At 74.6% G+C, this 26,093-nt stretch carries 21 protein-coding genes; 10 read left to right on the forward strand and 11 right to left on the reverse strand.

The window, feature by feature from the left end; all coding sequences use genetic code 11:
- Positions 1-73: 73 nt before the first annotated feature.
- Positions 74-1,792 carry an AMP-binding protein gene (locus tag BMX65_RS13975; protein WP_075000565.1) on the reverse strand — a complete coding sequence of 573 codons (1,719 nt, stop codon included), beginning with the start codon at positions 1,790-1,792 and terminating at the stop codon, positions 74-76.
- Positions 1,789-2,598, reverse strand: coding sequence for an SDR family oxidoreductase (locus BMX65_RS13980; RefSeq protein ID WP_075000566.1), 810 nt, complete (start codon positions 2,596-2,598; stop codon positions 1,789-1,791). The genes BMX65_RS13975 and BMX65_RS13980 overlap by 4 nt, the downstream gene beginning before the upstream one ends.
- 425 nt (positions 2,599-3,023) lie before the next feature.
- On the opposite strand from BMX65_RS13980, the gene BMX65_RS13985 reads away from it, so the two are divergent.
- Entirely contained in the window at positions 3,024-3,605 is a 582-nt protein-coding gene (locus tag BMX65_RS13985) for a hypothetical protein (protein WP_075000567.1), read from the forward strand.
- Positions 3,606-3,862: 257 nt separating this feature from the next.
- Complete coding sequence (locus tag BMX65_RS13990; protein WP_019355358.1) at positions 3,863-4,327, forward strand: MaoC family dehydratase; 465 nt, start codon at positions 3,863-3,865, stop codon at positions 4,325-4,327.
- Here the strand turns inward: BMX65_RS13990 and BMX65_RS13995 are convergent.
- The 3 genes from BMX65_RS13995 to BMX65_RS14005 form a co-directional block, all read right to left on the reverse strand.
- Positions 4,308-4,943: a TetR/AcrR family transcriptional regulator gene (locus BMX65_RS13995; protein WP_075000568.1), complete on the reverse strand. Its 636-nt coding sequence runs from the start codon at positions 4,941-4,943 to the stop codon at positions 4,308-4,310. The genes BMX65_RS13990 and BMX65_RS13995 overlap by 20 nt on opposite strands.
- Before the next feature lie 123 nt (positions 4,944-5,066).
- Positions 5,067-6,152: a zinc-binding dehydrogenase gene (locus BMX65_RS14000; protein WP_075000569.1), complete on the reverse strand. Its 1,086-nt coding sequence runs from the start codon at positions 6,150-6,152 to the stop codon at positions 5,067-5,069.
- Positions 6,153-6,228: 76 nt separating this feature from the next.
- Positions 6,229-7,647 carry an aldehyde dehydrogenase family protein gene (locus BMX65_RS14005; RefSeq protein WP_075000570.1) on the reverse strand — a complete coding sequence of 473 codons (1,419 nt, stop codon included), beginning with the start codon at positions 7,645-7,647 and terminating at the stop codon, positions 6,229-6,231.
- 182 nt (positions 7,648-7,829) lie between these two features.
- Here BMX65_RS14005 and hmgA point away from each other — a divergent pair, with 182 nt between their 5' ends.
- Entirely contained in the window at positions 7,830-9,236 is a 1,407-nt protein-coding gene (hmgA, locus tag BMX65_RS14010) for a homogentisate 1,2-dioxygenase (RefSeq protein WP_075000571.1), read from the forward strand.
- Positions 9,237-9,344: 108 nt separating this feature from the next.
- Positions 9,345-10,121 carry a GntR family transcriptional regulator gene (locus BMX65_RS14015; RefSeq protein ID WP_075000572.1) on the forward strand — a complete coding sequence of 259 codons (777 nt, stop codon included), beginning with the start codon at positions 9,345-9,347 and terminating at the stop codon, positions 10,119-10,121.
- Between the two features lie 176 nt (positions 10,122-10,297).
- On the opposite strand, the gene BMX65_RS14020 is transcribed toward BMX65_RS14015, so the two are convergent.
- Positions 10,298-10,564: a hypothetical protein gene (locus BMX65_RS14020; protein WP_037705985.1), complete on the reverse strand. Its 267-nt coding sequence runs from the start codon at positions 10,562-10,564 to the stop codon at positions 10,298-10,300.
- Positions 10,565-10,859: 295 nt separating this feature from the next.
- On the opposite strand from BMX65_RS14020, the gene BMX65_RS14025 reads away from it, so the two are divergent.
- Positions 10,860-12,077 (forward strand): DUF5925 domain-containing protein, encoded by a 1,218-nt coding sequence (locus BMX65_RS14025; protein WP_079171875.1) that lies wholly within the window; start codon positions 10,860-10,862, stop codon positions 12,075-12,077.
- Between the two features lie 167 nt (positions 12,078-12,244).
- Positions 12,245-12,862, forward strand: a complete 618-nt coding sequence (locus tag BMX65_RS14030; RefSeq protein ID WP_075000573.1) for a hypothetical protein — start codon at positions 12,245-12,247, stop codon at positions 12,860-12,862.
- A 112-nt stretch (positions 12,863-12,974) separates the two neighbouring features.
- Here the strand turns inward: BMX65_RS14030 and BMX65_RS14035 are convergent, their stop codons facing one another.
- Complete coding sequence (locus tag BMX65_RS14035) at positions 12,975-13,367, reverse strand: GntR family transcriptional regulator (RefSeq protein WP_075000574.1); 393 nt, start codon at positions 13,365-13,367, stop codon at positions 12,975-12,977.
- 95 nt (positions 13,368-13,462) lie between these two features.
- On the opposite strand from BMX65_RS14035, the gene BMX65_RS14040 reads away from it, so the two are divergent.
- Complete coding sequence (locus BMX65_RS14040; RefSeq protein ID WP_075000575.1) at positions 13,463-14,395, forward strand: GNAT family N-acetyltransferase; 933 nt, start codon at positions 13,463-13,465, stop codon at positions 14,393-14,395.
- A 37-nt stretch (positions 14,396-14,432) separates the two neighbouring features.
- Here BMX65_RS14040 and BMX65_RS14045 read toward each other — a convergent pair whose 3' ends face one another.
- Positions 14,433-15,629 carry a MarP family serine protease gene (locus BMX65_RS14045; RefSeq protein ID WP_075000576.1) on the reverse strand — a complete coding sequence of 399 codons (1,197 nt, stop codon included), beginning with the start codon at positions 15,627-15,629 and terminating at the stop codon, positions 14,433-14,435.
- 351 nt (positions 15,630-15,980) lie between these two features.
- Here BMX65_RS14045 and BMX65_RS14050 point away from each other — a divergent pair, with 351 nt between their 5' ends.
- Together BMX65_RS14050 and BMX65_RS14055 are read left to right on the forward strand one after the other, a co-directional pair.
- Positions 15,981-16,991, forward strand: a complete 1,011-nt coding sequence (locus BMX65_RS14050) for a lytic polysaccharide monooxygenase auxiliary activity family 9 protein (RefSeq protein ID WP_075000577.1) — start codon at positions 15,981-15,983, stop codon at positions 16,989-16,991.
- Between the two features lie 103 nt (positions 16,992-17,094).
- Positions 17,095-17,757, forward strand: a complete 663-nt coding sequence (locus BMX65_RS14055) for a pyridoxamine 5'-phosphate oxidase family protein (protein WP_079171876.1) — start codon at positions 17,095-17,097, stop codon at positions 17,755-17,757.
- Positions 17,758-17,797: 40 nt separating this feature from the next.
- On the opposite strand, the gene BMX65_RS14060 is transcribed toward BMX65_RS14055, so the two are convergent.
- Positions 17,798-18,703, reverse strand: a complete 906-nt coding sequence (locus tag BMX65_RS14060; RefSeq protein ID WP_075000578.1) for an esterase/lipase family protein — start codon at positions 18,701-18,703, stop codon at positions 17,798-17,800.
- Positions 18,704-19,036: 333 nt separating this feature from the next.
- On the opposite strand from BMX65_RS14060, the gene BMX65_RS14065 reads away from it, so the two are divergent.
- A complete protein-coding gene (locus tag BMX65_RS14065) occupies positions 19,037-21,352 on the forward strand; it encodes a heavy metal translocating P-type ATPase (protein ID WP_275435022.1) in 2,316 nt (771 codons plus the stop codon).
- Positions 21,353-21,390: 38 nt separating this feature from the next.
- Here BMX65_RS14065 and BMX65_RS14070 read toward each other — a convergent pair whose 3' ends face one another.
- Together BMX65_RS14070 and BMX65_RS14075 are read right to left on the reverse strand one after the other, a co-directional pair.
- Positions 21,391-22,413, reverse strand: a complete 1,023-nt coding sequence (locus tag BMX65_RS14070) for a DNA polymerase Y family protein (protein ID WP_075000657.1) — start codon at positions 22,411-22,413, stop codon at positions 21,391-21,393.
- Positions 22,410-25,889 (reverse strand): DNA polymerase III subunit alpha, encoded by a 3,480-nt coding sequence (locus tag BMX65_RS14075; RefSeq protein ID WP_075000579.1) that lies wholly within the window; start codon positions 25,887-25,889, stop codon positions 22,410-22,412. The genes BMX65_RS14070 and BMX65_RS14075 overlap by 4 nt, the downstream gene beginning before the upstream one ends.
- Positions 25,890-26,093: the final 204 nt, after the last annotated feature.

Below are 26,093 nucleotides of genomic sequence, written 5' to 3' on the forward strand. Positions count from 1 at the left end.
CCCCGCTCCCGCGTACCGGATCTCCCTCACCGGCCCTGGTCGCCATGGCCGCCACCTGCCTCTCGCTCATCGTTCACCGACCGGCGCCGCCCGGCCGGCCCGGCTGCCCGCTCGCCGTCGGGGAGCCGTCCTGCCGGAAGCGCAGCTCCCGCCGGAGGATCTTGCCACTGGTGGTCTTGGGCAACTCCGGCAGCACCTCCACCTCGCGGGGGTACTTGTAGGCGGCCAGCCGCTCCCTGCAGTACCCGCTCAGCTCCTGAGGAGCGGCCGACACGCCCTCGCGCAGGCTGACGTACGCCTTGACGGTCTCGCCCCGGTACTCGTGCGGCACCCCGACCACCGCGGCCTCGCGGACGGCCGGATGGGTGTAGAGCACGTCCTCGACCTCGCGGGGCCAGACCTTGAACCCGGAGGCGTTGATCATGTCCTTCTTGCGGTCGACGACGTACAGCCAGCCGTCCGCGTCCATGAACCCGATGTCCCCGGTGCGCAGTTCGCCGCCGGGCATGCCGGCGGCGGTCTCCGCGGGCCGCCGCCAGTAGCCGGGCACCACCTGCGGACCGCGCACGGCGATCTCGCCCTGCTGCCCGAACGGCACCTCGGCGCCGGTCTCGTCGAGTATCCGCACCACCGTGTCGGGGCCGGGCAGACCCACGGCCAGCGTGCCGGACTCCGGGTCGACCGGGGCCTCCCGGCCGGGCGGCACGGAGGCGCACGGGGCCGAGCACTCGGTGAGGCCGTAGCCGTTGCCGATGTAGGGGCCGAAGGCGGCGCGGAACTTCTCCACCAGCGCGGGGGGCAGCGGCGCGCCGCCGGAGGAGAGGTGGGTGAACGAGGCGAAGTGTGCGCGGGACGCGGCCGGGTGCGCGGCCAGCGCCATGAACGCGGTGGAGGGGCCGACGGTGTAGGCGGGCCGGTGCTCCAGGAAGGCGTCCAGGACGACACCCGCGTCGAAGCGGTAGGCGAGGGCGAGCGTGCCCTTGTTGGCGATGCAGCCGCAGAGCTGGACGACCGCTCCGGTGATGTGGAAGAGCGGTGCCAGCGCGAAGACGCAGGCGCCCTCGGGGATGCCGTGGCCGACGCGCTGCCGCTCCGCGTTGTAGGCGAGATTGGCGTGCGTGTTCATGGCGCCCTTGGGGGCACCGCTGGTCCCGGAGGTGTAGCTGATCAGGGCGATGTCCTCGCCGGTGAGTCCGCGCCCCGCGGGGGCGGGCGCGCCGGTGCGGGCGACGGCGAGCAGGTCCTCGGCGTCCTCGGCGGGCGCGCACCGGGCGAAGTCGAGCACCCGGGGGTCGTCCCGTGTCTGCAGGTCGAGTTCGCAGGCGGTCAGCACCGTGCGCACGGAGCTGCCGGCCGCCGCGGTGCGCAGCCGGTCCTCCCAGGCGCGGTCGGAGCACACCAGCGCGGCCGCCTCCGCGTCCTGGAGCACGTGCGCCACCTCACGCTCCTTGTACATGGGGTTGACGGGCACGACGGTGGCGCCCGCCTTCCACGCGCCGAGCAGCGCCAGTACATAGTGCGGGCTGTTCTGCAGCATCAGGGCGAGCCGGTCGCCCTTGGCGAGGCCGCGCGCGGCGAGGTGCGCCGCGACGGCGTCGGAGAGGGCGTCGGTCTCTGCGTAGCTGAGCCGGCCGTCGAAGTAGCTGAGCGCGGCCCGGTCCGGCACCTCGCGGACCGCGGCGCGGAAGGCGTGCAGCAGCGTCTCCGGCGGCGTGACGGGGGCGCGTTGGGCTTCGGTGAGCTGGGCGAGCCAGGGCTTGTCCCCGTACCCGGCGGCGGTCGCTGAGGTCATGCCGGCTCCCCCTCCCGCGTCTCGGCGGCGCCCTGCGGGGTCCCGCCGGCCGCGTCCTCGACCTTGCGCTGCAGATGGTTCATGGCGCTCAGCCAGGTGTCGGTCCCGGTGGCCCGCGCGGTGTAGTGCCCCTGGGTGGTGGCGTGCGGCAGGACGAGGAAGCGCCCCTCGGCGAGCGCGGCGAACAGCGCGTCGGCCACGGCGTCCGGGGCGAGGGCGCCGGGCCGCAGTACGAGGTCGCCCGCGACGCCGGTGGCCTCCAGCATGTCGGTGCGTACGCCCTCGGGGCAGACGGCGTGCACCTGGAGGCCCCGGTGCCGGTAGGTGACCGACAGCCACTCGGCGAAGGCGAGTGCCGCGTGCTTGGTGACGCTGTAGGGCGCCGAGCCGACCATCGTCAGCAGTCCGGCGGCCGAGACGGTGGAGACGAAGCGCCCCCGCCCGCGCTCCAGCCAGTCCGGCAGCAGTTCGCGCGCGGCCCGGACGTGCGCCATCACATTGAGGTCCCAGGCCGCGTCCCACTGCGCGTCGGGGGTCTCGGGGCCGCCCTCGGTGCCCAGACCGGCGTTGGCGCAGAACGTGTCGACCGCTCCGCCGAGCGCCTCGCGCGCGGGTGCCACGACGGTGGCGGCGTCCCCGGGGACGGCGATGCCGCCGATCTCCTCGGCGACGGCCCGGGCCCGGCCCGGGTCGAGGTCGTTGACCGCGACCCGCGCGCCCTCGGCGGCGAATCTGCGGGCGAGGGCGGCTCCGATGCCCCCGCCCGCTCCGGTGACGACGACGGCACTGTCGCGCAAGGACTCCATCGGCTGCGCCTCCCACTCTCCGGGCGTGTGCTCCTGCGGCCCCGTTCGGGCGCGGCCGGCGGAAGGGTTCCGCGGCGCCGCGCCCGGTCGGCAGACTAACCAGTCGGTATGTCGTTGCGGAAGGGGGGCCGCCGGCTCTCTCGACGCTGCTTCGGGAACGGCGGCGGCCGCAGGCTCGTTCCTCTGCCGTGGGCGGCGCGCGGCGCCGCGCATGCGTGACCGGTGGAGAGCCCGGAAGCGGCTGCGCCCGATGAGGCGGGGTCGCAGCCCTTACAGGAATAGCGGACCGCATCCGGGGTAATCCGCCACGCCGAAGCAAGTGCGCGCTCTCCGCGCGAAAAAGCATCGCCGGAGACGGATCCGAACCGCGGGGCGGCACGTCACATCCCCGACGACACGGGTCCTCTCCGCCGGAGGTGGGATGATTGGCCGGTTTCAGAGCGCTCGCCCGACAGGTCCGGGATCCGGACAGAGAACGGTCCCAGCGGCGACAGGCGCTGCGCAAGTGCCTGGAGCGGTTCGCTCCCTACGGACACCGCGCCACCTGGCAACACTTGTGCAGGAACGCCGGGTTCGACCCGGAGGACCGCGAGCCCGACCCCGCACTGCTCGTCGCGGCTCTGGAGGAACTGGAGGAAGCCCGCGCGGTCTGGCTCGCCTACGAGTCCGAAGTCGCCGCCCGCCGCAGGCGGGAGAAGCACAAGGGGATCAGACAGCCGACCGCGCTCGACGAGTGGCACCGCAGGACGTGGGGCGGCAGGTCGCTGCTGCGCTGCGATCCGTCCCGGCCGCCGACCCCCCGGCTGGCGGAGGTGCTGCGCCGCATGATCGCGGTGCCGGGCGGCGTCCGGGACGCGCCCCCCTACCGCCGCGCCCTGCGCATGGAGCGGGGGGCCCGCACGGAGATCCGCACCGAGGGCACCGGCCGCCGCGAGAGCCGCAATCCGCACCGCCCGGGCGCCGGTTCCCGGCTCGGATTCGGCAGCCCACTGCCCTCCCAGGGCTGAGCGGCCGCCGCACACGACCGACCCGCGGGACCGCGGAACCGGCGGACCGGAGCACGCCACCGGGTCGGCACCCGGCGCCCGGGCCGGCACCGGTACTCGGACCGGGGCGCGGCAGGCGGCACCGGGCCAGGCGCGGCCGACGGCACCGGGCCGGGGTGGCGCCCCGACGGGCCCTGCTGGCATGCTGACGGGCACGTGCTGAGCAATCGCTTATTCGGCATCTGCTCCGCGACTTACCAGCGTGGGAGGTTGTTTGCATGGCGGAACCCCAGGTTTTCACCTCGGCCCCGGAGCTGCGCGCCGCGGTCGGCCAGGAGCTGGGCGTCAGCGACTGGCTCGAGGTGGACCAGAAGCGGATCGACCTCTTCGCGGACGCGACCGGTGATCATCAGTGGATCCACGTGGACCCGGAGCGCGCCGCCGAGGGCCCCTTCGGGAGCACCATCGCGCACGGCTATCTGACCCTCTCGCTGCTGCCGGCACTCGTCCCGCAGATCCTGCGCGTCGAAGGCGTGCGGATGGGCGTCAACTACGGCACCGACAAGGTGCGCTTCCCCGCCCCGGTGCCCGTCGGCTCCCGGCTGCGCGCCCGGGCGACCCTGGCCGACGTCAGCGAGACACCGGACGGCGGGGTGCAGGTCGCCGCGCAGGTGACCGTGGAACGGGAGGGCGGCGACAAGCCGGTGTGCGTCGCGGTGAGCCTCAGCCGCTACTACTGGTGAGACCGGCGGGCCGGTGGCCCGCCATCCGCAGGGCGAGATCGGCGTACAGCGCGCCGATCTCGTCCGGCGTCCTGCGGCCCTCCGGGCTGAACCAGCGGGCGACGTCGATGCACAGCGACATCACGGCCAGCGCGGTGCCCCGCAGATCGGGGATGTCGAACTCCCCGGCCGCCACGCCCTCCTCCAGGACCGCACGCAGGATCTCCTCACTGCGCCTGCGCAGCAGCACGATCCGCGCGTAGTGCTCCTCCCCCAGCGCCGCCAGCTCGTACTGGACGACCCGCGCCGTGGTGTGGTGCTCCGCGTGCCAGCGCACGAAAGCGCGGACGGCGCGGGCGAGCCGCTCCGCGCTGTCGGGTGCACTCGCGACGGCCTCCTCCAGTACCGCGACCGAGCGCTCGTGGCCGACCCTGCTGATGTGGAAGAGCAGCTCTTCCTTGGTCTTGTAGTGGATGTAGAGCGCGGCCGGGCTCATCCCCGCACGTCCGGCGATGTCGCGGGTGGTGGTGGCGTGGAAACCCCGCTCGGCGAACGCCTCGACGGCACCCAGCAGCAGGCGGCGGGCGGCGTCCGGAGTGACGCCGCCGAAGGATTCATCGATCTCACCCGTCGTCATCCGCCCAGCTTACTGCGCACTGAGCGGATGCTTAGCCCGACCCCGCCGAGGTCCGGAAGACCGCCGGGCTCCGGAGGACCGCCGGGTCCGGAGGACGGCCGGGTCCGGAGGACGGCCGGGGGCTCAGAAGACCACCAGCGTGCGCCCGCCCCGCCCGGCCCGCATGGCCGCGAAGGCGTCCCCGACCCCCTCCAGCCCGACCCGCTCGCTCACCAGCGCCCCGAGCTCCAGCCGCCCGTCCCGTACGTGCTGGGCCAGTACGGGGACGTCCCGCGCGGGATCGGAGTCGCCGTAGACGCAGCCCCGCAGCTCCCGCGCGAAGTGGAAGATCTCCAGCGCCGAGAAGGAGACCTGCTCGTCCTTGCCTCCGATGCCGACCACGACGGCCCGGCCGCCTCGCCGGGTGCAGTCCCAGGCGGCGCGGACGGTCGCGGCACGCCCCACGCACTCGATGGCCACATCGGCGCCGTAGCCGCCCTCGGTGAGCGCGCGGACCTCCTTGGCGGTCTTCTCTCCCGCCACCACGAAGTCCGTCGCCCCGGCGGCCCGGGCCATCTCCTCCTTCTCCGCGGAGACGTCCACCGCCACGATCTGTCCGGCACCGGCCAGCCGCGCCGACTGCAGGGTGGCCAGCCCCACCCCGCCCACGCCGAACACCGCGACGGATTCGCCCACCCGTACCCGGGCGCTGTGGTGCACCGCGCCGTACCCCGTGAGCATGGCGCAGCCCAGCAGCGCCGCGTCCTCCAGCGGCACCCCCGGAGGCAGCGGGAGGACGGCGCGGCGCGGGACGACCGTCTCCTCGGCGAAGGCCGCGACGCTCAGCCCGGGATAGAGGCCGTCGCCACTGCGGGTGCGCGCGTAGGGGGTGGTGGTGGCGTCGTTGGCGCGCACGCACAGCCAGGGCTCGGAGAGCTGCGCGCAGAAGTGGCACTCGCCGCAGCTCGGTGCCCAGTTCAGGACGACCCGGTCACCGGGGGCGACATCCCGTACGTCCTCGCCCACGGCGACGACGGTTCCCGCGCCCTCGTGGCCGAGGACGGCCGGTACGGGCTGGCGCAGGGTGCCGTTGGCCAGCGAGAGGTCGGAGTGGCAGACCCCGGCGGCGGCGAGCCGCACCCGCACCTGGCCGGGGCCCGGGTCCGGCAGGGCTATCGAGGTGACCTCCAGCGGTGCCGAGACGGCGGGCAGGACGAGGGCGCGAACCATGCGGGCTCCAAGCGGGGTGCGGGACGGGAGTGGCCTCGGACGGACCGGCCTGGCGCGGCCGGTGTGAGCGCGGGTCTCAGAGCTGGAGGGACTTGGTCTGCAGATACTCCTCCAGGCCGTGCACGCCCAGTTCCCGGCCGACGCCCGACTGCTTGTATCCGCCGAACGGCGCCAGGGGGTTGAACCGGCCGCCGTTGATGTCGACCTGTCCGGTCTCCATCCGGCGCGCGAAGGCGACGGCCTCCTCCTCGTCCTCGGACCACACGGCGCCGGCCAGGCCGTAGACGGTGCCGTTGGCGATCCGCAGCGCGTCCTCGGTGTCCTCGTACTTCAGCAGGGACAGCACGGGACCGAAGATCTCCTCCTGGGCGATGGTCATCCCGGGGGTGACGTCGGCGAAGACGGTGGGCCGGACGTAGTGGCCGCGCTCGACGCCTTCGGGGGGCTCGGCGCCGCCCGCCACCAGCCGGGCCCCTTCCTCGCGGCCGCGCTCGATGTAGCCGGTGACCCTCTCCCGCTGCGCGGCGTTGACGAGGGGGCCGACCCGGGTGGCCTCGTCCAGCGGGTCCCCGGTGGTGTACTTGGCGGTGGCCTCGGCCGCCAGCCGTACGGCTTCCTCGTAGCGCTCGGAGTCCACCAGCATCCTCGTCCAGGCGCTGCATGTCTGGCCGGAGTTGGACATCACGTTGGCGACCCCGACCTTCACGGCCTTCGCCAGGTCGGCGCCGGGCAGGACGACGTTGGCCGACTTGCCGCCGAGTTCGAGCGCGACGCGCTTGACGCCGGACGCGGCCGCCGCGCCGATGCGGCGGCCGACCGCGGTGGAGCCGGTGAAGGAGAGCAGGTCGATGTCCTCGTGCTCGGCCAGCGCCTGTCCGGCGACCGGGCCGAGCCCGGTGACCAGGTTGAAGACTCCGGCGGGCACCCCCGCCTCGTCGACGGCCTCCGCGAACAACTGGGCGACCAGCGGGGTGTCCTCGGCCGGTTTGAGCACCATGGTGCAGCCGACGGCGAGGGCCGGTGCGGCCTTGGCGACGATCTGGTGCAGCGGGTAGTTCCACGGGGTGATGGCACCGACGACTCCGACCGGCTCGCGCAGCACCAGGGAGTTGCCCAGCCGCTCCTCGAAGGAGTACGCGGCGGCGAGCTCGGCGTAGCCGGTGCAGACGGCGATCGGCACGGCGGCGTGCACCTTCTGCGAGAGGGTGAGCGGGGAGCCGAGTTCGGCGGTGACGGTCCGGGCGATCTCCTCGCGCCGGTCGGTGAGGATCCGCCGGAGCGCGTCCAGTCGCGCGGCGCGTTCCGCGGGCGGGGTGGCGGCCCAGCCGGGCAGCGCCGCGCGGGCGGCGCGCACGGCTGCCGCGACGTCTTCGGGCCCGCCCGCGGGGACGGTGGCCAGGAGGGTTCCGTCGGCGGGGTTGGTGACCTCGATCGTCCCGGTGCCCGCAGCGGGGCGCCAGGCGCCGTCGATGTACATGCCGTCGTGTGCCTTCATGGGGCAAACCTACTGTCGGGTCAGCAAGGTGTCAGCACGGCGTCGGGGTGCCCTGGATCACCGGGAGCCGCTGCCGTGCCCCCGGACCCGGCGTGTCCTGCGGGCGCGCGTGGTGCGTTGACGGGGACCCCCGTTATTCCTATGGTCCTCCATAGGAATTCATGATGCGGCGGGAGTTGGCGATGGGCCAGGGCACCGACAGCACCACCAGCAGCACCGGCACCTCCGCCGACCAGGCACGGGATCGGACGCGCGGCACGGCCGAGCGCCTGACCTACCAGGCCGGGTTCGGCAACGAGCACAGCAGCGAGGCCGAGCCGGGCGCACTGCCCCTCGGCCGCAACTCCCCCCAGCGGGCGCCGCTGGGTTTGTACGCGGAGCAGTTGAGTGGCAGCGCCTTCACCGAGCCCCGGGCGCACAACCGCCGCTCGTGGCTCTACCGCATCCGCCCCTCGGCGGCACACCCCCGCTTCGTCCGCGCGGACAACGGGGGCCTGCGGAGCGCTCCCTTCGAGGAGGCCGAGCCCGATCCCAACCGGCTGCGCTGGGGCCCGCTCCCCGAGCCTCCCCCGAGCTCTTCGAGCAGAGGGCACGCCCAGGGCACCGACTTCCTGGCGGGGCTCTGGACGCTGGGCGGCAACGGCGACGCGCGGCAGCGCAGCGGTATGGCCGTGCATCTGTACGCCGCCGACGCGTCCATGACCGACCGGGTCTTCAGCGACGCGGACGGCGAACTGCTGATCGTCCCCGAGCGCGGCGGGCTGCTGCTGCACACCGAGTTCGGGCTGCTCGGCGCGGCCCCGGGACACGTGGCGCTGATCCCGCGCGGGGTGCGCTTCCGGGTGGAGCTGCTGGAGGAGAGCGCGCGCGGGTATGTCTGCGAGAACTACGGCCGCCCCTTCGTCCTGCCCGACCTGGGGCCGATCGGCGCCAACGGGCTCGCCAACGCGCGGGACTTCCTGGCCCCCACGGCCGCCTACGAGGACGTGGAGCGGCCGGTCGAGGTGGTCAACAAGTTCTGCGGCAACCTGTGGAAGGCCGTCTACGACCACTCACCGCTGGACGTCGTGGCCTGGCACGGCAACCATCTGCCCTACGTCTACGACCTGCGCCGCTTCAACGTGCTGGGCAGCATCAGCTACGACCATCCCGACCCCTCGATCTTCACCGTGCTGACCTCGCCCTCGGACACCCCGGGCCTGGCCGGGGTGGACTTCGTGGTCTTCGCACCCCGCTGGCTGGTGGGCGAGGACACCTTCCGGCCGCCGTACTTCCACCGCAACGTGATGAGCGAGTACATGGGCCTGATCGAGGGCGCCTACGACGCCAAGGCGGGCGGCGCGGGCGGCTTCGTACCGGGCGGGGGCTCGCTGCACAACATGATGTCGGCGCACGGCCCGGACCGGGAGACCTTCGAGCGGGCCTCGGCCGCCGAACTGGCACCGCAGAAGATCGACGACGGGCTGGCCTTCATGTTCGAGACGCGCTGGCCGATCACGCTCACCGAACAGGCCGCGGGCGCCGCACACCTGCAGGCGGACTACGACGCGGTGTGGCAGGGTCTTGAGCGCCACTTCCCGGCTCCCTGACGTCCCCGGCCGGTCCGCCCGCGCGAGCCGGCGCGGCTCCGCTCCGCCGGGGCCCGCACCGGCCGTGCGGACCCGGGCGGGCCGACCTCACCCGTGGAGGCACGCCCCATGACGCCGCTGTTCACCCCCGACTCCGTCGAGCTGAACCGGAAGCTGCCTCTCTGGTACCAGGTCTCCCAGTCCCTCCGCGCCTCCATACTCGGCCGCCCTCCGCAGGCTCCGGACCGGCTGCCGCCCGAGGACCGGCTGGCCGAGCACTACGGGGTCAGCGTGCTGACCATGCGCCAGGCCCTCAAGGAGCTGGAGACCGAGGGGCTCATCAGCCGGCACCGGCGGCGCGGCACCTTCATCGAGCCGGAGGCGCGCCGGGCACGTCCGGTGCGGCTGCTGGGCTCGGTGGACACGATCGTCGCCCAGCAGTCCGGGGAGCCCACCACGCTGCTGGGCCACGGGCCGGAGCCGGTCCCGGCCGAGCTGGCCGAGTACTTCCCCGGCCAGCAGGAGGCGATGGCCTACCGGCGGCTGCGCTGCGAGCGGGAGAGCGGCGAGCCGACCAACTGGGCCTGCAACCTGATCCGCAGGGATGTCGCCGATCACATCGACCCGGCGGATCTGCGCCGGGACTGGCCGATGACGAAGGTGCTGCGGGACGCCGTGGGGGTGCGGATCAGCAGGATCACGGACACCGTCGAAGCGCGGCTGGCCGATCCGGAGACGGCCCGGCTGCTGCGGGTGCCGCTGCTCAGCCCGATCCTGCACTACACGGGAGTGACCTACGACGGGGAGGGGCGCGTGGTGGACGTGGTCCGCATCCACTACCGGGGGGACCGCTTCGCCTTCTCCGTGACGCTGGAGAACCTGGCGGACCACGACGAGCGGGCGTGACGGGCGCTACGGGCCGGGCCAGGGCGGCCGAGCGAGCCGGGGCCGGACGGGGGCCCGAGAGGCCGGGGGCCCGGGAGAACGGGGAGCCGGGAGTACGGAAGACACGGGGGAAACGGCCGCCGGGATGTTCCGCGGGGATCCGCGGACTCCGCGAGGGAGCAGTCCGGCGGCCGCCTTCAGCCGCGCTCGCCGAACAGCGTGCGGCGCAGCTTGCGCAGCGGGGCGAAGAGGGAGACCCGCGCACCGCGGTTGCGCGTGCGGCTGTGCAGCGCGTCGCGCTGCGTGATCTCCCGCATCAGCGTGGTCGCGTCCTCCGCCTCGCGTGGTGGGACAGCGGGACCCGCGAGCACGGAGAGGTGCCGGTCGAGGCGCGAACTCGTCGCACCGGTACCGCATTTGATCGCGGGCACCCGCGCCCTGCTGCCGACTGTTATCTGTTCCATGTCACTCCCCACCCGTACGAGGGCACCCGGCCCGGGCAGAGTAACCCTATCTCCCGACTACGACATGCGTGTATCCCGGCCACAGCATTCACCTGCCCCACAAGGCTGTTGACGCACACGGTACGCCGTCCCGGCACCCGCCCGGCACCCCGGGAAGCCCCGCGAACAGGATGAACCACCCCGATTCCGGGAGGCGTCGGGCGCACACAGGGGGCGGACGGGCTTCCGGGATGCGCGGGTGGCGCGCCGCGAAACCCGCGTGCGAGTGCCGCCGCCATGCCGGATCATGGCGGTCATGTGTACCGACCGCCGACCCGACCAGAGGAGCGCGGCCCTGGCTTCCGAGACCTCGACGACGCCCCCTTCGACCACCCCCGTCCCGGGCCCCGCGACGACCGCGGCCGGAAGCGGCGCACCGGAACCGACCGCGCCCGAACGGGCCCTGGTACCGCGGCTGCAGATCGACGACAGCGACTCCACCGGCGACATCATCGACGCCCTCTTCCTGGGCCGCTTCACCCTGGGGGAACAGCCGTACTCGCGCAGCCACACCGTCGACCGCGTCAAGAAGGGGAGCACCCTGCTGCCGCCGGGAGCGCGCATCCTGCGCGAGGCCAAGGACGACAACTCCGGCGCGGTCCTGGCCGAGGGGGAAGGCTGGACGGCGCGGGTCTCGCGCTGGAACCGCGGCGCCGAGGTCACGGTCACGGCGGTCACCGACGAACTCGCCGAGCAGCGGCTGCGGCAGGCGGTGGACGGCGCGGAGGACGAGCCCGAGCCGCAGGAGGACCAGGTGTCCATGGGGTTCTGGTACCACTCCCCCATGCGCGGCCCGCGCCGCACCTCCCGCACCATCAGCGCCGGCGCCTGGTCGGACGTGCGGCAGAACTACACGGCCCGGGTGGCCACCGCCATGGACGACCTGATGAAGGTCACCCCGGACGAGATCTCCGGGCGCCTGCTGCTGCTGCACGGCCCGCCCGGCACCGGCAAGACCTCCGCGCTGCGCACGCTGGCCCGGTCCTGGAGCGAGTGGTGCCAGGTGGACTGCGTCCTGGACCCCGAGCACCTGTTCAACAACATCGGCTATCTGATGGACATCGCCATCGGCTCGGACGACTCCGACCCGGAGTCCGGCCGCTGGCGGCTGCTGCTCCTGGAGGACTGCGACGAGCTCATCCGCGGCGAGGCCAAGTACGCGGCGGGGCAGGCGCTCTCCCGGTTGCTGAACCTCACCGACGGGCTGCTGGGCCAGGGCCGCAACGTGCTGGTGGGGGTCACCACGAACGAGGACCTGGAGCGGCTGCACCCGGCGGTGGTGCGGCCCGGGCGCTGCCTGGCCCGGATCGAGGTGGGCTCGCTCAGCCGCGAGGAGGCGGTCGCCTGGCTCGGCACCGAGGACGGTGTCGGCCGCGACGGCGCCACCCTGGCGGAGCTCTACGCCCGGAAGAAGGGCCGACGGCCCGCCGACGTCCCCGGCCAGGAGCGGGAGGGCGCGGGCCTGTATCTGTGACCGCCGGGCGGCGGTCCCCGGCCCGGCCACGACGGCCGGCCGCGGTCAGGTGCCGCCGCCCGCCGGGACCGGGCCGGTGGTGCGCCCGGCAGCCGCCCGCGCGGACAACCATCGGCCGCACTCATGGGTCTGACCCCACGACAGTTCGCCCAGGGGGAGGACCCACCATGCGTACGCGTTCCGCCGCCGGCGCGGCCACCGCCGCCGCCGTCGCCCTGCTCACCGCCGCGACGGCCACCGCCGCCGCGGCCCCGGCCGCGCCCCGCAGCGCGACACCGGGCTTCCTGACCGCCGACGACCTGCCGCCGCACGCCACGTCCCCGTGGTACGAGGGCGCGGTCGCCAAGGGCCTGCCGGACCCGGAGACCTTCTGCGTGGACGGTGCGGTACCCGACACCTCCGGCACCTACCACCGCCTCTTCGGCACCGACTACGACACCCACGCCTCCCAGGTCGCCACCACGACCGCGTCCGTGAAGGCGGCGGACAAACTCGCCTCGAAGCTGGCGGACCGCGCGGCGGGCTGCGCCGCCGACTGGCTGCGGGACCACCCCGGCAGCACGGCCTCCTGGGACGACTACGGCACGGTCGAGGCCGGGGACAGCGCACACCTCTACGGCGTGCACACCGCACCGCCGGAGTCGGAGCACGGCGTGAACCTGTTCGCGGTGATCCGCAAGGGCACGAAGGTCACCGTGGTGCGCTGGGCCGAGATGGGCACCCTGCAGGACGCGCCGGTCTCCGCGTTCCGCACCACCGCCACCAAGGCGGCGGCCCGCCTCTAGACCCCGGCCGCGCAGCGGGTCCGGCCCGCCGCGCCGGGAGCCGGTGCCGAGGTCCGTACGGGACGGAAAATCCGTACGAGGGGCGTACGGAGGGGGGCGTACGGGGGCCGGGCTACCCGCCGTACTGGGCGCGCAGCGCATCCCGGACGGCGGACAGCGCCGCGTCCTGACCGGCGTCCAACCGCATCGCCCGGGCGGCGAACGCCTGTGCCGCCTCGGCGAGTTCCCGCTCGGCGACTCCGCCGACGGCGGCGATGAAGGTCCCGTTGCGTCCCCGGGTCTCGATCACGCCGTCGGCCTCCAGCGCGCGGTAGGCCTTCGCGACCGTGTTCGCGGCGAGGCCCAGCTCCTCCGCGAGGCCCCGCACGGTGGGGAGTTTGTAGCCGGTGGGCAGGTCGCCGCCGCGTGCGAGCGCGGCGATGCGCGCCCGCACCTGCTCGTAGGGCGCTTCCGGCGCACCGGGGTCGAGGTCGATGTCCAGGGCGTTCACGGGGTTCGGCGGCACAGGTCCTCCGGGGAGCGAGCGGGTACGGGCCGATTCTCCCCCACCCCGGGAAATCCGGAGGCGGCGCGGCGCGCCGCCGACGTAGCCTCCGCGGCATGACGTCCCGGATACGCACCTTCAGCGCCGACGACCCCGGCGACGCCCGGTCCGTGGCCGCGGTCCGCCGCGCGACGATCCCGTATCTGGTGTGCACGGCCGAGACGGTCGCCTGGGAGGTGGCGCAAGCGCCCGCAGGGCAGCGGCGGCGGCTGCTGGTGGCCGAGGACGCGGACGGCACGGTCACGGGGTGTGCGGAGGCGGGCCTGGTCGCGGGGAGCGTGGAGCCGGGACAGGGCTTTCTGCACACGGCGGTGCCGCCCGGACACCGGGGCCGGGGCACGGGCTCGGCCCTGGTGGCCGCGGGCGAGGCATATCTGGCGGAGCTGGCGGTGCGGCGGGTGTACAGCTGGGTCGCCGCGGACGGCCACGCCGCCGGGTTCGCCGAACGCCGCGGCTATGCCCGCTCCCGGCAGGCGCACTTCCTCGGACGCGTGCTGGACCGCGCGGCCCTGCCGGAGCTGCCCGACCCGCTGCCGCCGGGGGTCACGCTGCACCGGGTCGCCGAGTTCGCCGACGACCTGCGGCCGCTGTACGAGGCCGACATCGAATGCGCCGCGGACGAGCCGGGCGACGTGCCCGTGGGCCGCGCACCGTACGCGCAGTGGCTGCGGCACAACTGGCAGCGGCCCGACTGGAACGCCGAGCTGAGCAGCGTGGCGCTGGTGGACGGGCGGATCGCGGCGTACAGCGTCGCGCAGACCGACGGGGTGGACCGCTACTGGTCGGGGATGACGGGCACCCGGCGCGCCTTCCGCGGCCGGGGCCTGGCGCGACTGGCCAAGCTGGCCGCGCTGCGGCGGGCCCGCGCGGTGGGCTACCGGCACGCCTACACCGGGAACGACGCGACGAACGAGCCCATGCTGGCCGTCAACCGGCGCCTGGGCTATGCGGAGGTCGCCACGGAGTGGCGGTGCGTCAAGCGGATATGACGGGCCGCCGCACCGGGTCCGGGCGGCGACCCGGGCTTCACAGCGCCGAGCGGTTCCCGGTGTCCACGGCGGCCGTGGCCTCCGCGGCCTCCCGTGCGGCTCCTCGCACCTGGTCGGCGGTGAGCGCGTACCCGGTTCCCGCATCCGTGGTCGAGCGCGCGAACACGACGCCGTACACCCGCCCGCCGGAGGTCAGCAGCGGCCCGCCGGAGTTGCCCGGGCGGACCTGGGAGCGTACGGCGTAGATGTCCCGGGTGGTCAGCGAGCCTCCGTAGATGTCCTGGCCGCGCGCCGGAGTGCGGGCCGCCACGGCCGCGGCACGCAGGTCCAGGCCGCCGTTCTCCGGATAGCCGGCCACCACGGCCCGGTCGCCCCGCTCGGCGTCCCCGGCGAACCGCAGCGCGGGCGCCTCCAGGCCCGGCACGTTCAGGACGGCGATGTCCTTGTCCGGATCGAAGAGGACGACCCGGGCCGGGTAGGGGCGGCCGACGCCGCCGACGCGGACGGTCGGCGCATCGACACCGGCGACGACGTGCGCATTGGTCATCACGTGGCCGCGGGCGTAGACGAATCCGCTGCCCTCCTGCCCCTGCCTGCCGCCCCGCACGTCGGCGACGCCCTCGACCTTGACCGTGCTGTGCTGTGCGGCCGCTGTCGCCGCCTGGGTGACGGCGTCCCCGGACGGCTGCGGCACGGACGCGCCCGGCTCCTGCTCGAAGGGGTTGAAGACCGGCGGGAAGCCCGCCGTGGTGAGCGCGCCGGTGGCGCGGTTGAACCAGGTCGCCGCGGTGTCGGGCATCCGCTCGTGCACGCCCTTCAGCAGCGCGGAGCCCCGTATGGCCTGGTTGAGCGCGGGCGAAGGGGAGGCCGCGAGCGCGCTGCCCACCATCCAGCCGACGACGAGGACGGCGACGACGTTGACGAGGGCGCCGCCCGCTCCGTCCGCCCAGCGCGCGGGGGTGCGTCGGAGGGCGTGGCGTATCCGCCAGCCGAGCTGGGAGGCCAGCGCGTGTCCGCCCAGGGCGGGTGCCAGCACGGTCAGCAGCGCGAGCAGGGTGGCGGTGGTGGTGCCGCGGTCCGCGAAGCGGAGGACGTAGGGGAGCAGCCACACGCCGAGGGAGGCGCCCCCGACGAACCCGGCCAACGAGACCAGGCCCGCGACCAGCCCCCGGTGGTATCCGGAACCGGCGTAGGCGAGCGCCGCGACGATCAGGAGCAGATCCAGCAGGTTCACGGCCTGCTCCCTCCCTTCGTGCGCTGGGTGTCCGCCGCGGCCCGCGGGAGCGTCCGCGGGGTCGGGCGGGGCGTTCAGGGAGGAAAACGCATAAGCCCAGCTCGCGGTTCCGCGCGGCTGTGCCGCAGCCCCGAGTCTGTCGGGGTGCTTAGACCCGCCTTAAGTGATCCCTAAGGATCCCGGCAGCGGCCGCCGGCGGGCCGCCTCGGGCCCTCGGCGTGACTAACGTGCTGGCCACCGGGGCGGGTTCGGCAGTGCGCCGCTGGGGAGGCGGTGCCGCCCCGAGCCCGCTCCGGCCCCCCGCACCCGCCGCCTGAGGGCGGCGTCCCCCCGTGACAAGGAGCTCTTCTCATGTCCGTTCGCCGCACGGCCGCCGGAATCGCCGCACTGGGCGCCGCACCGCTCGCGCTCGTCCTGGCGACCGCCGCACCCGCAGCCGCGCACGGTTCGATGGCCGACCCGGTCAGCCGGGTGTCCGCCTGCTTCGCCGAGGGGCCCGAGAGCCCGCAGTCGGCTGCGTGCAAGGCGGCGGTCGCCGCGAGCGGGACCCAGGCGTTCTACGACTGGAACGAGGTCAACATCCCGGACGCGGCGGGCAGGCACCGGCAGATCATTCCGGACGGGAAGCTGTGCAGCGCGGGCCGGGACAAGTACAAGGGGCTGGACCTGCCCCGTACCGACTGGCCGGCCACGGCGATGCAGGCCGGCGCGCACACCTTCCGGTACCGGGCCACCGCGCCGCACAAGGGCACCTTCGAGCTGTACCTCACCAAGGCGGGCTACGACCCGTCCGAGCCGCTGACCTGGTCCGACCTGGAGCCGGAGCCGTTCGCGAAGGCGACCGACCCGGCGCTGGAGGACGGCAGCTACGTCATCGAGGGCACCGTGCCGAAGAGGTCGGGCCGGCATCTCGTCTACAGCATCTGGCAGCGCTCGGACAGCCCGGAGGCGTTCTACACCTGCTCGGACGTCACCTTCGGCGGAGAGGGCGGCGCCGGCGCCGGGCAGGCGCCGAAGGCGCCCGACGAGCAGCAGATCGCGGCGGGTGCGGACAAGTCGACCGTGGACCACGGCGGGCACGGCGGCGAGGACGGCGGTTCCGGGCACGGCGCTGAAGGCGGCGCCGGACACGGCGACGGCTCCGCGGCTCCCGGCTCCGGGCCGGGCGGCGAGGGGCCCGCACCGCAGGGCGGGGCGGCGCCGCGCGGTGGGGCCGAGGGCGCTGACCTGGCCGAGACCGGTGGCGACAGCAGTACGGTCCCGCTCGCCGTGGGCGGCGCCGCGGTTCTCGCCGCGGGGGCCGGGGTGCTGGTCGTCGCCGCCCGCCGCAGGGCCGCCGCCGCGGCCCCGCCGCGCGGCTGAGCGCACCCGGGCGCAGCGGCCCGGCGCCGCTCTCCCCCTCGCAGCGGGGGAGGCGGCGCCGTACGCTCGTGCCCGGGAGCAGGGTTGAGGGAGTGGAGCAGTCATGACGGCACGTGGGGCGGAAGCGGTCGGAGCGGCGGACGGGATGGTGGAGGTCACCACCGAGGAGGAGTTGCGGGCCCTGGTGGGGCAGCCGGCCGCCCACGCGGTGCACAAGACCCGCTCCGCGCTGCATCCCCTGGACCGCGCGTGGCTGGCCCGCTCGCCGTTCTGCCTCGTGGCCACCTCGGCGGCCGACGGGAGCTGCGACGTCTCCCCCAAGGGCGATCCGCCGGGGTTCACCACGGTGCTGGACGACCGGACCATCGCCCTGCCGGAGCGACCGGGCAACAGGCGGGTGGACGGACTGCGCAACGTCCTGTCCAACCCGCACGTCGGCCTGATCCACTTCCTGCCGGGCCGCGGTGACACGCTCCGGATCAACGGCCGGGCGCGGATCGTGCGCGAGGCGCCGTTCCTGGACGGGATGGTGGCGCGCGGTCACCGTCCCGCGCTGGCGCTGGTGGTGGAGATCGACGAGGTCTTCCACCACTGCTCGAAGGCGTTTCTGCGCTCCGGCACCTGGGATCCGGAGACCTGGCAGCCGGACGCGCTGCCGAACCGCGCCCGGCTGGCCAAGGCCCTCGACCGGACCGAGGACTCCCTGGAGTTCCTGGAGGAGTACTACGGTCCGCGGTACGCCGAGAAGATTCACACCGAGGGGTGAGCCCCGGCGCCGGTCCGCCCCCGGAGGAGGCGGATCCGCCTCAGGAGAAGCAGGTGGTGCGGGTGGCGTGCGCCGGGTCGAGCGCGTTCGCCGTCTCGTGCCAGGCCGCCCGGTCGACGAGCGCGATGGTCAGGTGCTCGGAGATGTCGATCGGGCACAGGTCCTGGAGCGTCACGTTCTTGACGCCGGGCCCGTCGAGGAACTGCGTCCGGTAGGGCGTGACGACCTCGTCGTACCTGGTGGCGATCACGGTGTAGGCGACGCCGGGCACCGTGTCGCCGCCCGCGTTGAGCTTCTGGAGGAAGTCGGAGCCCTGCTTCTGCTGGAGCAGCGCCGGGCCGATCTCGTCGACCACGTCGCCGACGGGCGGGAACTGGTCGGCGAGTGCGGCCAGACCGCTGAGGGTGGTGCCGTGGTTGCTGGGGGCGATGCCGATGAGCGCGTTCACCTTCGGGGCACCGCCGAGGAACTTGAGGTAGTACCGGGGCATCATGCCGCCCTGCGAGTGGCCGACGATGTCGACCTTGCCGGTGCCGGTGGCGTCCAGCACCTTGTCGACGTAGGCGGAGAGTTGCCCGGCGGAGTTCTCGATGGGACCGAGCCCGTGGAAGAAGGGCTTGCCCGGCAACTGCCCGTAGTCCAGCGAGAAGACGCAGTAGCCGCGCCTGACCAGGTAGGGAGCGAGCCCCAGCCAGTTGTCCACGGAGTTGCCGAAGGTGCCGTGGACCAGGACGACGGCGCGTGGGTGTGCGGCGGACGGTGTGCAGGAGTAGTCGTTCCAGCCACTGGAGGTGCGTGCGCTCTCGGGCGCCGCGGTGGCGGTGGCGGGCAGTGCCACGACCGCCGCGACGGCCAGGGCCAGCGCGGCGGCCGCCGACCTGCGGAGGCGCGATCTGCGGAGGGTTCCGGCCGCCGACGCGGCCGGTGTTGACGGCTTCAGCTTCATGTCCGGCTCCTCGTGCTGTGAGGGATGGGGGGGAGGCGGAGCTGTTGAATCGCCGTCAACTTACGCGCGAGTAAGGTCACTGGCCAGTAGTCGCGCACGACTTTGTTACCGGGAGGTTTCCGCTCCCGTTCCGGTCTCCGCCCCCGAGGACGGCCGCGGAGACCGGAGTGCCCTCCCGGATCACGCTTCGCGCAACCCGGGAGCCCCTTGCGTCAGATACGGGGTAGGGGTATACATGACCTCGGCCCCACTGATACCCCAGGTGGGTATGACAGAGTGGTGCGGAGAACACCCGTGCCCCGGCATCCCGCCGGGCACCGCCGAGGAGACGTGATGACCGCGACGCATGAGAGCACGGAGCGGACCGCGGGCGCCGGGCGCCCCGCCGCACAGACCGAGGTCGAGCTGGCGATCGGCGGCATGACCTGCGCCTCCTGCGCCGCCCGCGTCGAGAAGAAGCTCAACCGGATGGACGGCGTCACCGCCAGCGTCAACTACGCGACGGAGAAGGCCAAGGTCAGCATGGCCGACGGCGTCCAGGTGACCGACCTGATCGCCACCGTCGAGGCCACCGGCTACACGGCGGCCCCGCCCGCGCCCCGGCACCCGGAGCCGGCGCCGGAGCACGGCGGCGGCGAGGGCCCGCCCCCCGCGGACGGCGGGGACGAGGAGCTGCGCACCCTGCGCGAGCGGGTGATCGGCTCGGCGGTCCTTGCGGTGCCGGTCATCGCGATGGCGATGATCCCCGCGCTCCAGTTCACCTACTGGCAGTGGCTCTCCCTCACCCTCGCCGCGCCCGTCGTGGTCTGGGGCGCCTGGCCCTTCCACCGCGCCGCCTGGACCAACGCGCGGCACGGCGCGGCCACCATGGACACCCTCGTCTCGCTGGGCACCTCGGCCGCGATGCTCTGGTCGCTGTGGGCGCTGTTCTTCGGCACCGCGGGCATGCCCGGGATGACGCACGCCTTCGAGCTGTCGATCGGGCGCAGCGACGGCGCGGGGAACATCTATCTGGAGGCGGCCGCCGGTGTCACCGCCTTCATCCTGGCCGGGCGGTACTTCGAGGCCCGCTCCAAGCGGAAGGCGGGCGCGGCGCTCAGGGCGCTGCTGGAGCTGGGCGCCAAGGAGGTGACCGTCCTGCGGGACGGGCGCGAGCTGCGGATCCGCACCGAGGAGCTGGCCGTCGGCGACCGGTTCGTCGTCCGCCCCGGCGAGAAGATCGCGACGGACGGCACCGTCACCGAGGGCAGCTCCGCCGTGGACGCCTCGATGCTCACCGGCGAGTCCGTGCCCGTCGAGGTCGGCGTCGGGGACGGCGTCACCGGCGCGACGCTCAACGCGGGCGGACGGCTGGTGGTGGAGGCCACCCGGGTGGGCTCCGACACCCAGCTGGCCCGGATGGCCGCGCTGGTCGAGGACGCGCAGAACGGCAAGGCCGCGGCGCAGCGGCTCGCGGACCGGATCTCGGCGGTCTTCGTCCCCGTGGTGATCGTGCTCGCGCTGGCCACCCTCGGCGGCTGGCTGGTGGCCGGCGCCGGTCCGACGGCCGCCTTCACCGCCGCCGTCGCCGTCCTGATCATCGCCTGCCCCTGCGCACTGGGGCTGGCCACGCCGACCGCGCTGATGGTCGGCACCGGACGGGGCGCCCAGCTCGGCATCCTGATCAAGGGCCCGGAGGTGCTGGAGACGACCCGCAGGGCGGACACCGTGGTGCTGGACAAGACCGGCACGGTGACGACCGGCGAGATGACGCTGCTGGCCGTGCACCTGGCGGAGGGGACCGCCCGGGAGGAGGCGCTGCGGCTGGCGGGCGCGCTGGAGAACGCCTCCGAGCACCCCATCGCGCAGGCGGTGGCCAGGGGGGCCGAGCGGGAGCACGGCACGCTGCCGGTCCCCGAGGACTTCGCCAACGTCCCCGGGCTCGGTGTCCAGGGGGTCGTCGAGGGCCACGCGGTGCTGGTGGGACGCGAGAAGCTGCTGCGGGAGTGGGCGATGGAGCTGCCGCCCGCGCTGGCCGCGGCCAAGGAGGAGGCCGAGCGGGCCGGACGTACCGCGATCGCGGTCGCCTGGGACGGCGAGGCACGCGCCGTCCTGGAGGTCGCCGACGCGGTGAAGCCCAGCAGCGCCGGAGCCGTCCGGCGGCTGCGGGCACTGGGGCTGACCCCGGTGCTGCTGACCGGTGACAACCGGGCCGTGGCCGAGTCGGTGGCCGCCGAGGTCGGCATCCCGGCCGACGACGTGATCGCCGAGGTCATGCCCGAGGACAAGGTCGGCGTCGTCAAGCGCCTCCAGGGCGAGGGGCGCTCGGTCGCCATGGTCGGCGACGGCGTCAACGACGCGGCGGCGCTCGCGCAAGCGGACCTGGGGCTGGCGATGGGCACCGGGACCGACGCGGCCATCGAGGCCGGGGACCTGACCCTGGTACGGGGCGACCTGCGGTCGGCCGCCGACGCCATCCGGCTCTCCCGGCGCACCCTGGGCACCATCAAGGGCAATCTCTTCTGGGCCTTCGCCTACAACGTGGCCGCGCTGCCGCTCGCCGCTGCCGGCCTGCTGAACCCGATGATCGCGGGCGCGGCGATGGCGTTCTCGTCGGTGTTCGTGGTGGGCAACAGCCTGCGGCTGCGGAGGTTCCGCGCGGCGGAGTGAGCGGGGGCGGCCTGCGGCGTCCCGGGAGCCGGGGCGCCTCAGGCCGCTTTCGGCGGGTCCGACCCGGCCGGGCGCACCGCGGCCGCGCCGAAGCGGCGGCGGGCGCGGTCGGCCGCCGCCTCCGCGCGGCGGGCCTTCTCCTCCCGGACGTCGAACGAAAGCTGGTGGGAGGCGAGTTCGGCCGCCGTCAGCTCCTCGGCGCGGAGCGCCAGGCCCCGGACCCTGGCGCGCTGCAGGCCCAGCGCGTCGTGCAGCGCATAGGCGGCGGCGGTCAGTCCGGGGGTGTGCGCGGTGGGTTCGGGCAGCCTGCGGGTGCGGGTGGTGGCGGTGCGGTCGGCATAGCGGACGGTGAGGGTGAGGGCTCGGGCCACCTGCCCCTCGGCGCGCAGTCGGAACCCCAGCTCGTCGGCGAGGGTGAGCAGCGCGCCGCGACGCCGGCCGGTGTCGAGTTCGTCCCGTTCGAAGCGGTGCTCGGCGCCCGCGGAGCGCGGCGGTGCCGTGGGGGTGACAGGTGCGGGGTCGATCCCCCGCGCCCGCTCGTGCAGCCGCCGCCCCGCCGCGGCGCCGAGGATCCGCTGGAGCGTGGCGGGCGGCGCGGCGGCGAGCCGGCCGACGCTGTCGAGGCCGTAGGCGCACAGCGCACGCGCCGTCGCGGGGCCGACCCCGTGCAGCGCGGCCACCGGTCTGCGGTCGAGGAAGCCGGCCGCGTCCTCGGGGCGCACCTCGCGCACCCGCCCCGGCTCCCCCGCCTGTGCGGCCATCCGCGCCAGCAGCGGATTGGCGGCGACCCCGACGGTGCAGTCGGTGCCGTACAGCGCGAGGGCGCGCAGCCGCACGAGCCGTGCCAGGTCGACGGCGTCCCGTCCGAAGTACCGCAGCGCGCCCCGGACGTCGGCGAGCGCGGCGTCCGGCGGCAGGGCCTGGACGACGGGGGTGATGTCGGTCAGCAGGGCGAGGAGCGCGTCGTGGCGTCCGGGCCCGGCGGCCCCGGTGTGGTCGAAGTGCACATAGAGCACGTGGGATCGCCGGAGTCCGGCCGGTGCCGGCGCCGGGCCGCTCATCCCGCGCTCCCCGGGCTGGAGTGCCACATCCTGCGGAGCGCCCTGGCCGAGCCCGCCGTCTCGCCCGCGGGGCGGAGGTCCGCCCAGGGATGCATCGCGTATCCGGGGGCGACCTGGAGGGTGCGGCCCGGGCCGTCGGCGGGCTGCGGACCGCCCTCCGGCGGCTCCGCCAGCCGGGCCGTGACCGCCTCCAGGCCGCCGGAGCGGCGCAGCTCGACCAGTTCGGCCAGGTCCCAGGCTGCGGAGCCGACGACGGTGAGGCTGCGCGGCCCGCGCCGCTGGACGACGCCGCGCACCAGCAGCAGCCAGGAGTGGAAGACGGTGTGGGCGCAGGCGGCGTGCGCGTCCTCGAAGAAGGCGAGGTCGGACAGGCCGGTGCCGTCGTCCAGGGTGGTGAAGATGACGCGCTTGCCCGAGGCGAGCGGCGGGGTCTGGGTGGCGGCCTTGGCCCCGGCGATCAGCACCGTCTCGCCGTGCCGTGCCGAGCGCAGGGTACGGGCCGAGCGGGCGCCCAGTTCCCGCAGGAAGGCGACGTGGTCGGTCATCAGATGGCGGGAGGTGTCCATGCCCAGGACGTCGAGCTCGGCGCCGAGCCGTTCGCCCCGGTCCAGGTCGGGCAGGTGGACCGGTTCGGCCTGCTGCGGGGCCCGGTCCGCGGACGCGGCGCCCTCGCCCAGTGCGAGCTGCCCCTCGCGTGCTCCGGCCGCGCGCTGGGTGCGGTGCAGTTCGGCGAGGTGCAGCAGCAGATCGCGGCGGTTGCCGCCGGGGGCGAAGGCGTCCAGCGCGCCGACCTGGGCGAGGCGTTCGGCCACGGGCCGGGAGGGGCGGGCCCGGCGCCAGAAGTCCGCGAGCGAGTCGTAGGGCTGCCCGGCCTCGATACGGGCCGCGTCGGCCTCGCTGATGCCCTGCACCTCACCGAGCGCGAGGCGCAGCCCCCACACCTTGGATTCGGACTCCAGTTCGATCCGATAGGACGCGGCGGACCGGTTCACCTCCAGCGGCAGCACCGGAACCCCGCGCCGCCGGGCGTCCGCCAGCAGCAGCCGCTTGGGGTACATCCCCGGGTCGTGCTCCAGGATCCCGGCGTAGAAGGCGGCGGGCCGGTGCGCCTTGAGCCACGCGGACTGGTAGGTCGGCACGGCGAACGCCACGGCGTGCGCCTTGCAGAACCCGTAGGAGCCGAAGGACTCCACGATCTCCCAGGCGTGCGCGACGGTCCCGGCCGCGAACCCCCGGCGCGCCGCCGCGCGTTCGAACCAGAGCTTCGCGGCGGGACGCTGCTCGTCGTCCTTGAGTACCCGCCGCACCTCGTCCGCCCGGCCGCGGTCGCAACCGGTGAAGCGCGAGAGGATGCGGATCACCTGCTCGTGGAAGACCGCGACGCCGTACGTCTCGGCCAGCGGCTCCGCCAGGTCGGGATGCGGATGGCGGATGCGGCGCCGCCCGTGCCGGGCTTCGACGAAGGGGTGGACCATGTCGGCGCCGACGGGTCCCGGCCGGAAGAGGGAGATGTCCACGACCAGGTCGTGGAAGGTCTCCGGCTGGAGCCGGCCGATCAGCTCGCGCTGGCCCGGCGACTCGATCTGGAAGCAGCCCAGCGTCTCGGAGGAGCGGATCAGCTCGTAGGTGGCCCGGTCCCCCTCAGGGACCGCGTCCAGGTCGATCCGCTCCCCCGCCGCGCGCTCCACCTCGGCGACCGCGTACGCCATCGCCGACTGGAGCCGCACGCCCAGCACATCCAGCTTGAGCAGCCCGAGGTCCTCCACGTCGTCCTTGTCGAACTGCGCCATCGCGAAGCCCTCGCCGCTGGTGGGCACGACGGGCGTACGGGCACGCAGCGACGCGTCCGAGAGCAGCAGCCCGCACGGGTGCATGGCCAGCCCGCGGGGCAGCCCGTCCAGCGCCTCGACCAGCTCCCAGAAGCGCTCCCCGTGCCCGGCGGGCGCCCCCTCGGCCGCCTCCTGCCGCAGCTCCGCCAGCTCCGGCAGCTCGGCCAGCGCGGAGCGCGCGTCCCGCGCCCTGATGTGCGGGAACGCCTTGGCCAGCCGGTCGGTCTCGGCCGGGTCCAGCGCCAGCGCCGCGCCGACGTCGCGGATGGCGTGCCGCACCCGGTAGGTCTCGGGCATGGCGACGGCGGCCACCCGCTCCTCGCCGAAGCGTTCGAAGACCGCGCGGTAGACCTCCAGCCGCCGGGCCGACTCCACGTCGATGTCGATGTCCGGCAGCTCGGCCCGGCGCGGGGAGAGGAACCGCTCCATCAGCAGCCCGTGCTCGACCGGGTCGGCGTGCGCGATGCCCAGCAGGTGGTTGACGAACGACCCGGCGCCCGAGCCGCGCGCGGCGACCCGGATGCCCCGCTCCCGCACGTCCTCGACGATGCGGGCGACGGTCAGGAAGTACGAGGAGTAGCCGAGCTTCTCGATGACGGCCAGCTCGTCCTCCAGCCGCCGCCAGCGGGCGGGCTGCCGGTCGTAGCGGCGGGTGACCATCGCGGCGGCGCAGCGGGAGCGCAGGACCCGCACGGCGGTGCGGCCGCCGGTGCCGGCCAGCCGGGACTCGGGGAAGTGGACCCGGCCCAGGCCCAGATCCTCCTCGGGGTCGACCCGGCAGGTCTCCGCGGTCTCCTCGGTGAGGGCGAGGAGACGGTGTGCGGTGTTGCGCCGGTACCCGGCGGCCTCGGCGATCCGCTCCGCGGCGGCGGCCATCTCCGCGGGCCCCTTCAGCCAGCGCTCACCGCTGTCGAGCCCCGCCCGCGGGTCGACGGGGACGAGGCGGCGGGCGGCGTCCAGCACGTCGGCGACGTTCACCTCGGCGGACGGAGCCGGATCGGCGTAGCGCACGGCGTTGGTCAGGACGGGTGCGACGCCCTCCTGCGCCGCCAGTCCCAGCGCTCGGGCGGCCTCGCGCAGCGGCCCGGCGGCGGAGACGGCCAGCCGGAGCGCGTCACCGTAGATCTCGCGCCACCACCCCAGGAGCGCGGCCGCGCGATCGGGGCGGCCCGCGGCGAGGGCGCGCCCGACGTCGGAGCCGGCGCCGAGCAGCACCGTCACCGCGCCGCCGCGCAGCGCGGTCCGCGGGAGGAGCGGCGCGTCCTGCCCGGCGGCGTGCGCCTCGGTGATCATCCGGCACAGTTCGGCCCAGCCGCGGGCGCCGTCGCGGGCGAGGAAGACGGCGCGCCGGGCGGACTCGTCGACGAAGCGCCCGCCTCGGACCGGGGTGCGGCGCCGCTCTCCGCCTCGCACGTCCGGCTGGTCCGGTGGCGGCCCGACCGCGAGGTCGACCCCGTACACCGGGCGCACCCCGGCGCGTGCGCACGCCTTCGTGAAGCGGACGGCACCCGCGACGCCGTCCCGGTCGGTGAGGGCGACAGCGGCCATTCCCCGCTCGGCGGCCCGCTCGGCGAGAGCCTCGGGGTGCGAGGCGCCGAAGCGCATGGAGAAGCCGGAGGCCACGTGCAGATGCGTGAACGCCGACATCGTCCGCACCACCTCCTGCCTCAGCACCCCCTCTGTCCCGAGCAACCACAATAGACCAGCTATCGAATCTGTATTCGAATAGCACACCACGCCACCGCCCCCTCCGCCGCACGGGGGCGGCCGGCCGGGCGGCGGACCCCGTGACAGGCGGCCGCGGCAGGCTCGGGACCGGCGGCCGGGACCGGCGCGGCCGGGACCGACGGC

Source organism: Streptomyces qinglanensis, assembly GCF_900111245.1.
GTDB lineage: Bacteria > Actinomycetota > Actinomycetes > Streptomycetales > Streptomycetaceae > Streptomyces > Streptomyces qinglanensis.

Coding starts and splice junctions, on each gene's coding strand:
- BMX65_RS14075 (WP_075000579.1), bottom strand. CDS start 25,889: ATGTCGGCGTTCACGCATCTGCACGTGGCCTCCGGCTTCTCCATGCGC.
- BMX65_RS13995 (WP_075000568.1), bottom strand. CDS start 4,943: ATGACGACGGGTGAGATCGATGAATCCTTCGGCGGCGTCACTCCGGAC.
- BMX65_RS14000 (WP_075000569.1), bottom strand. CDS start 6,152: ATGGTTCGCGCCCTCGTCCTGCCCGCCGTCTCGGCACCGCTGGAGGTC.
- BMX65_RS14065 (WP_275435022.1), top strand. CDS start 19,037: ATGACCGCGACGCATGAGAGCACGGAGCGGACCGCGGGCGCCGGGCGC.
- BMX65_RS14040 (WP_075000575.1), top strand. CDS start 13,463: ATGACGTCCCGGATACGCACCTTCAGCGCCGACGACCCCGGCGACGCC.
- hmgA (WP_075000571.1), top strand. CDS start 7,830: ATGGGCCAGGGCACCGACAGCACCACCAGCAGCACCGGCACCTCCGCC.
- BMX65_RS13975 (WP_075000565.1), bottom strand. CDS start 1,792: ATGACCTCAGCGACCGCCGCCGGGTACGGGGACAAGCCCTGGCTCGCC.
- BMX65_RS14015 (WP_075000572.1), top strand. CDS start 9,345: ATGACGCCGCTGTTCACCCCCGACTCCGTCGAGCTGAACCGGAAGCTG.
- BMX65_RS14070 (WP_075000657.1), bottom strand. CDS start 22,413: ATGAGCGGCCCGGCGCCGGCACCGGCCGGACTCCGGCGATCCCACGTG.
- BMX65_RS14020 (WP_037705985.1), bottom strand. CDS start 10,564: ATGGAACAGATAACAGTCGGCAGCAGGGCGCGGGTGCCCGCGATCAAA.
- BMX65_RS14030 (WP_075000573.1), top strand. CDS start 12,245: ATGCGTACGCGTTCCGCCGCCGGCGCGGCCACCGCCGCCGCCGTCGCC.
- BMX65_RS14025 (WP_079171875.1), top strand. CDS start 10,860: ATGTGTACCGACCGCCGACCCGACCAGAGGAGCGCGGCCCTGGCTTCC.
- BMX65_RS13990 (WP_019355358.1), top strand. CDS start 3,863: ATGGCGGAACCCCAGGTTTTCACCTCGGCCCCGGAGCTGCGCGCCGCG.
- BMX65_RS14050 (WP_075000577.1), top strand. CDS start 15,981: ATGTCCGTTCGCCGCACGGCCGCCGGAATCGCCGCACTGGGCGCCGCA.
- BMX65_RS14055 (WP_079171876.1), top strand. CDS start 17,095: ATGACGGCACGTGGGGCGGAAGCGGTCGGAGCGGCGGACGGGATGGTG.
- BMX65_RS14060 (WP_075000578.1), bottom strand. CDS start 18,703: ATGAAGCTGAAGCCGTCAACACCGGCCGCGTCGGCGGCCGGAACCCTC.
- BMX65_RS13980 (WP_075000566.1), bottom strand. CDS start 2,598: ATGGAGTCCTTGCGCGACAGTGCCGTCGTCGTCACCGGAGCGGGCGGG.
- BMX65_RS14005 (WP_075000570.1), bottom strand. CDS start 7,647: ATGAAGGCACACGACGGCATGTACATCGACGGCGCCTGGCGCCCCGCT.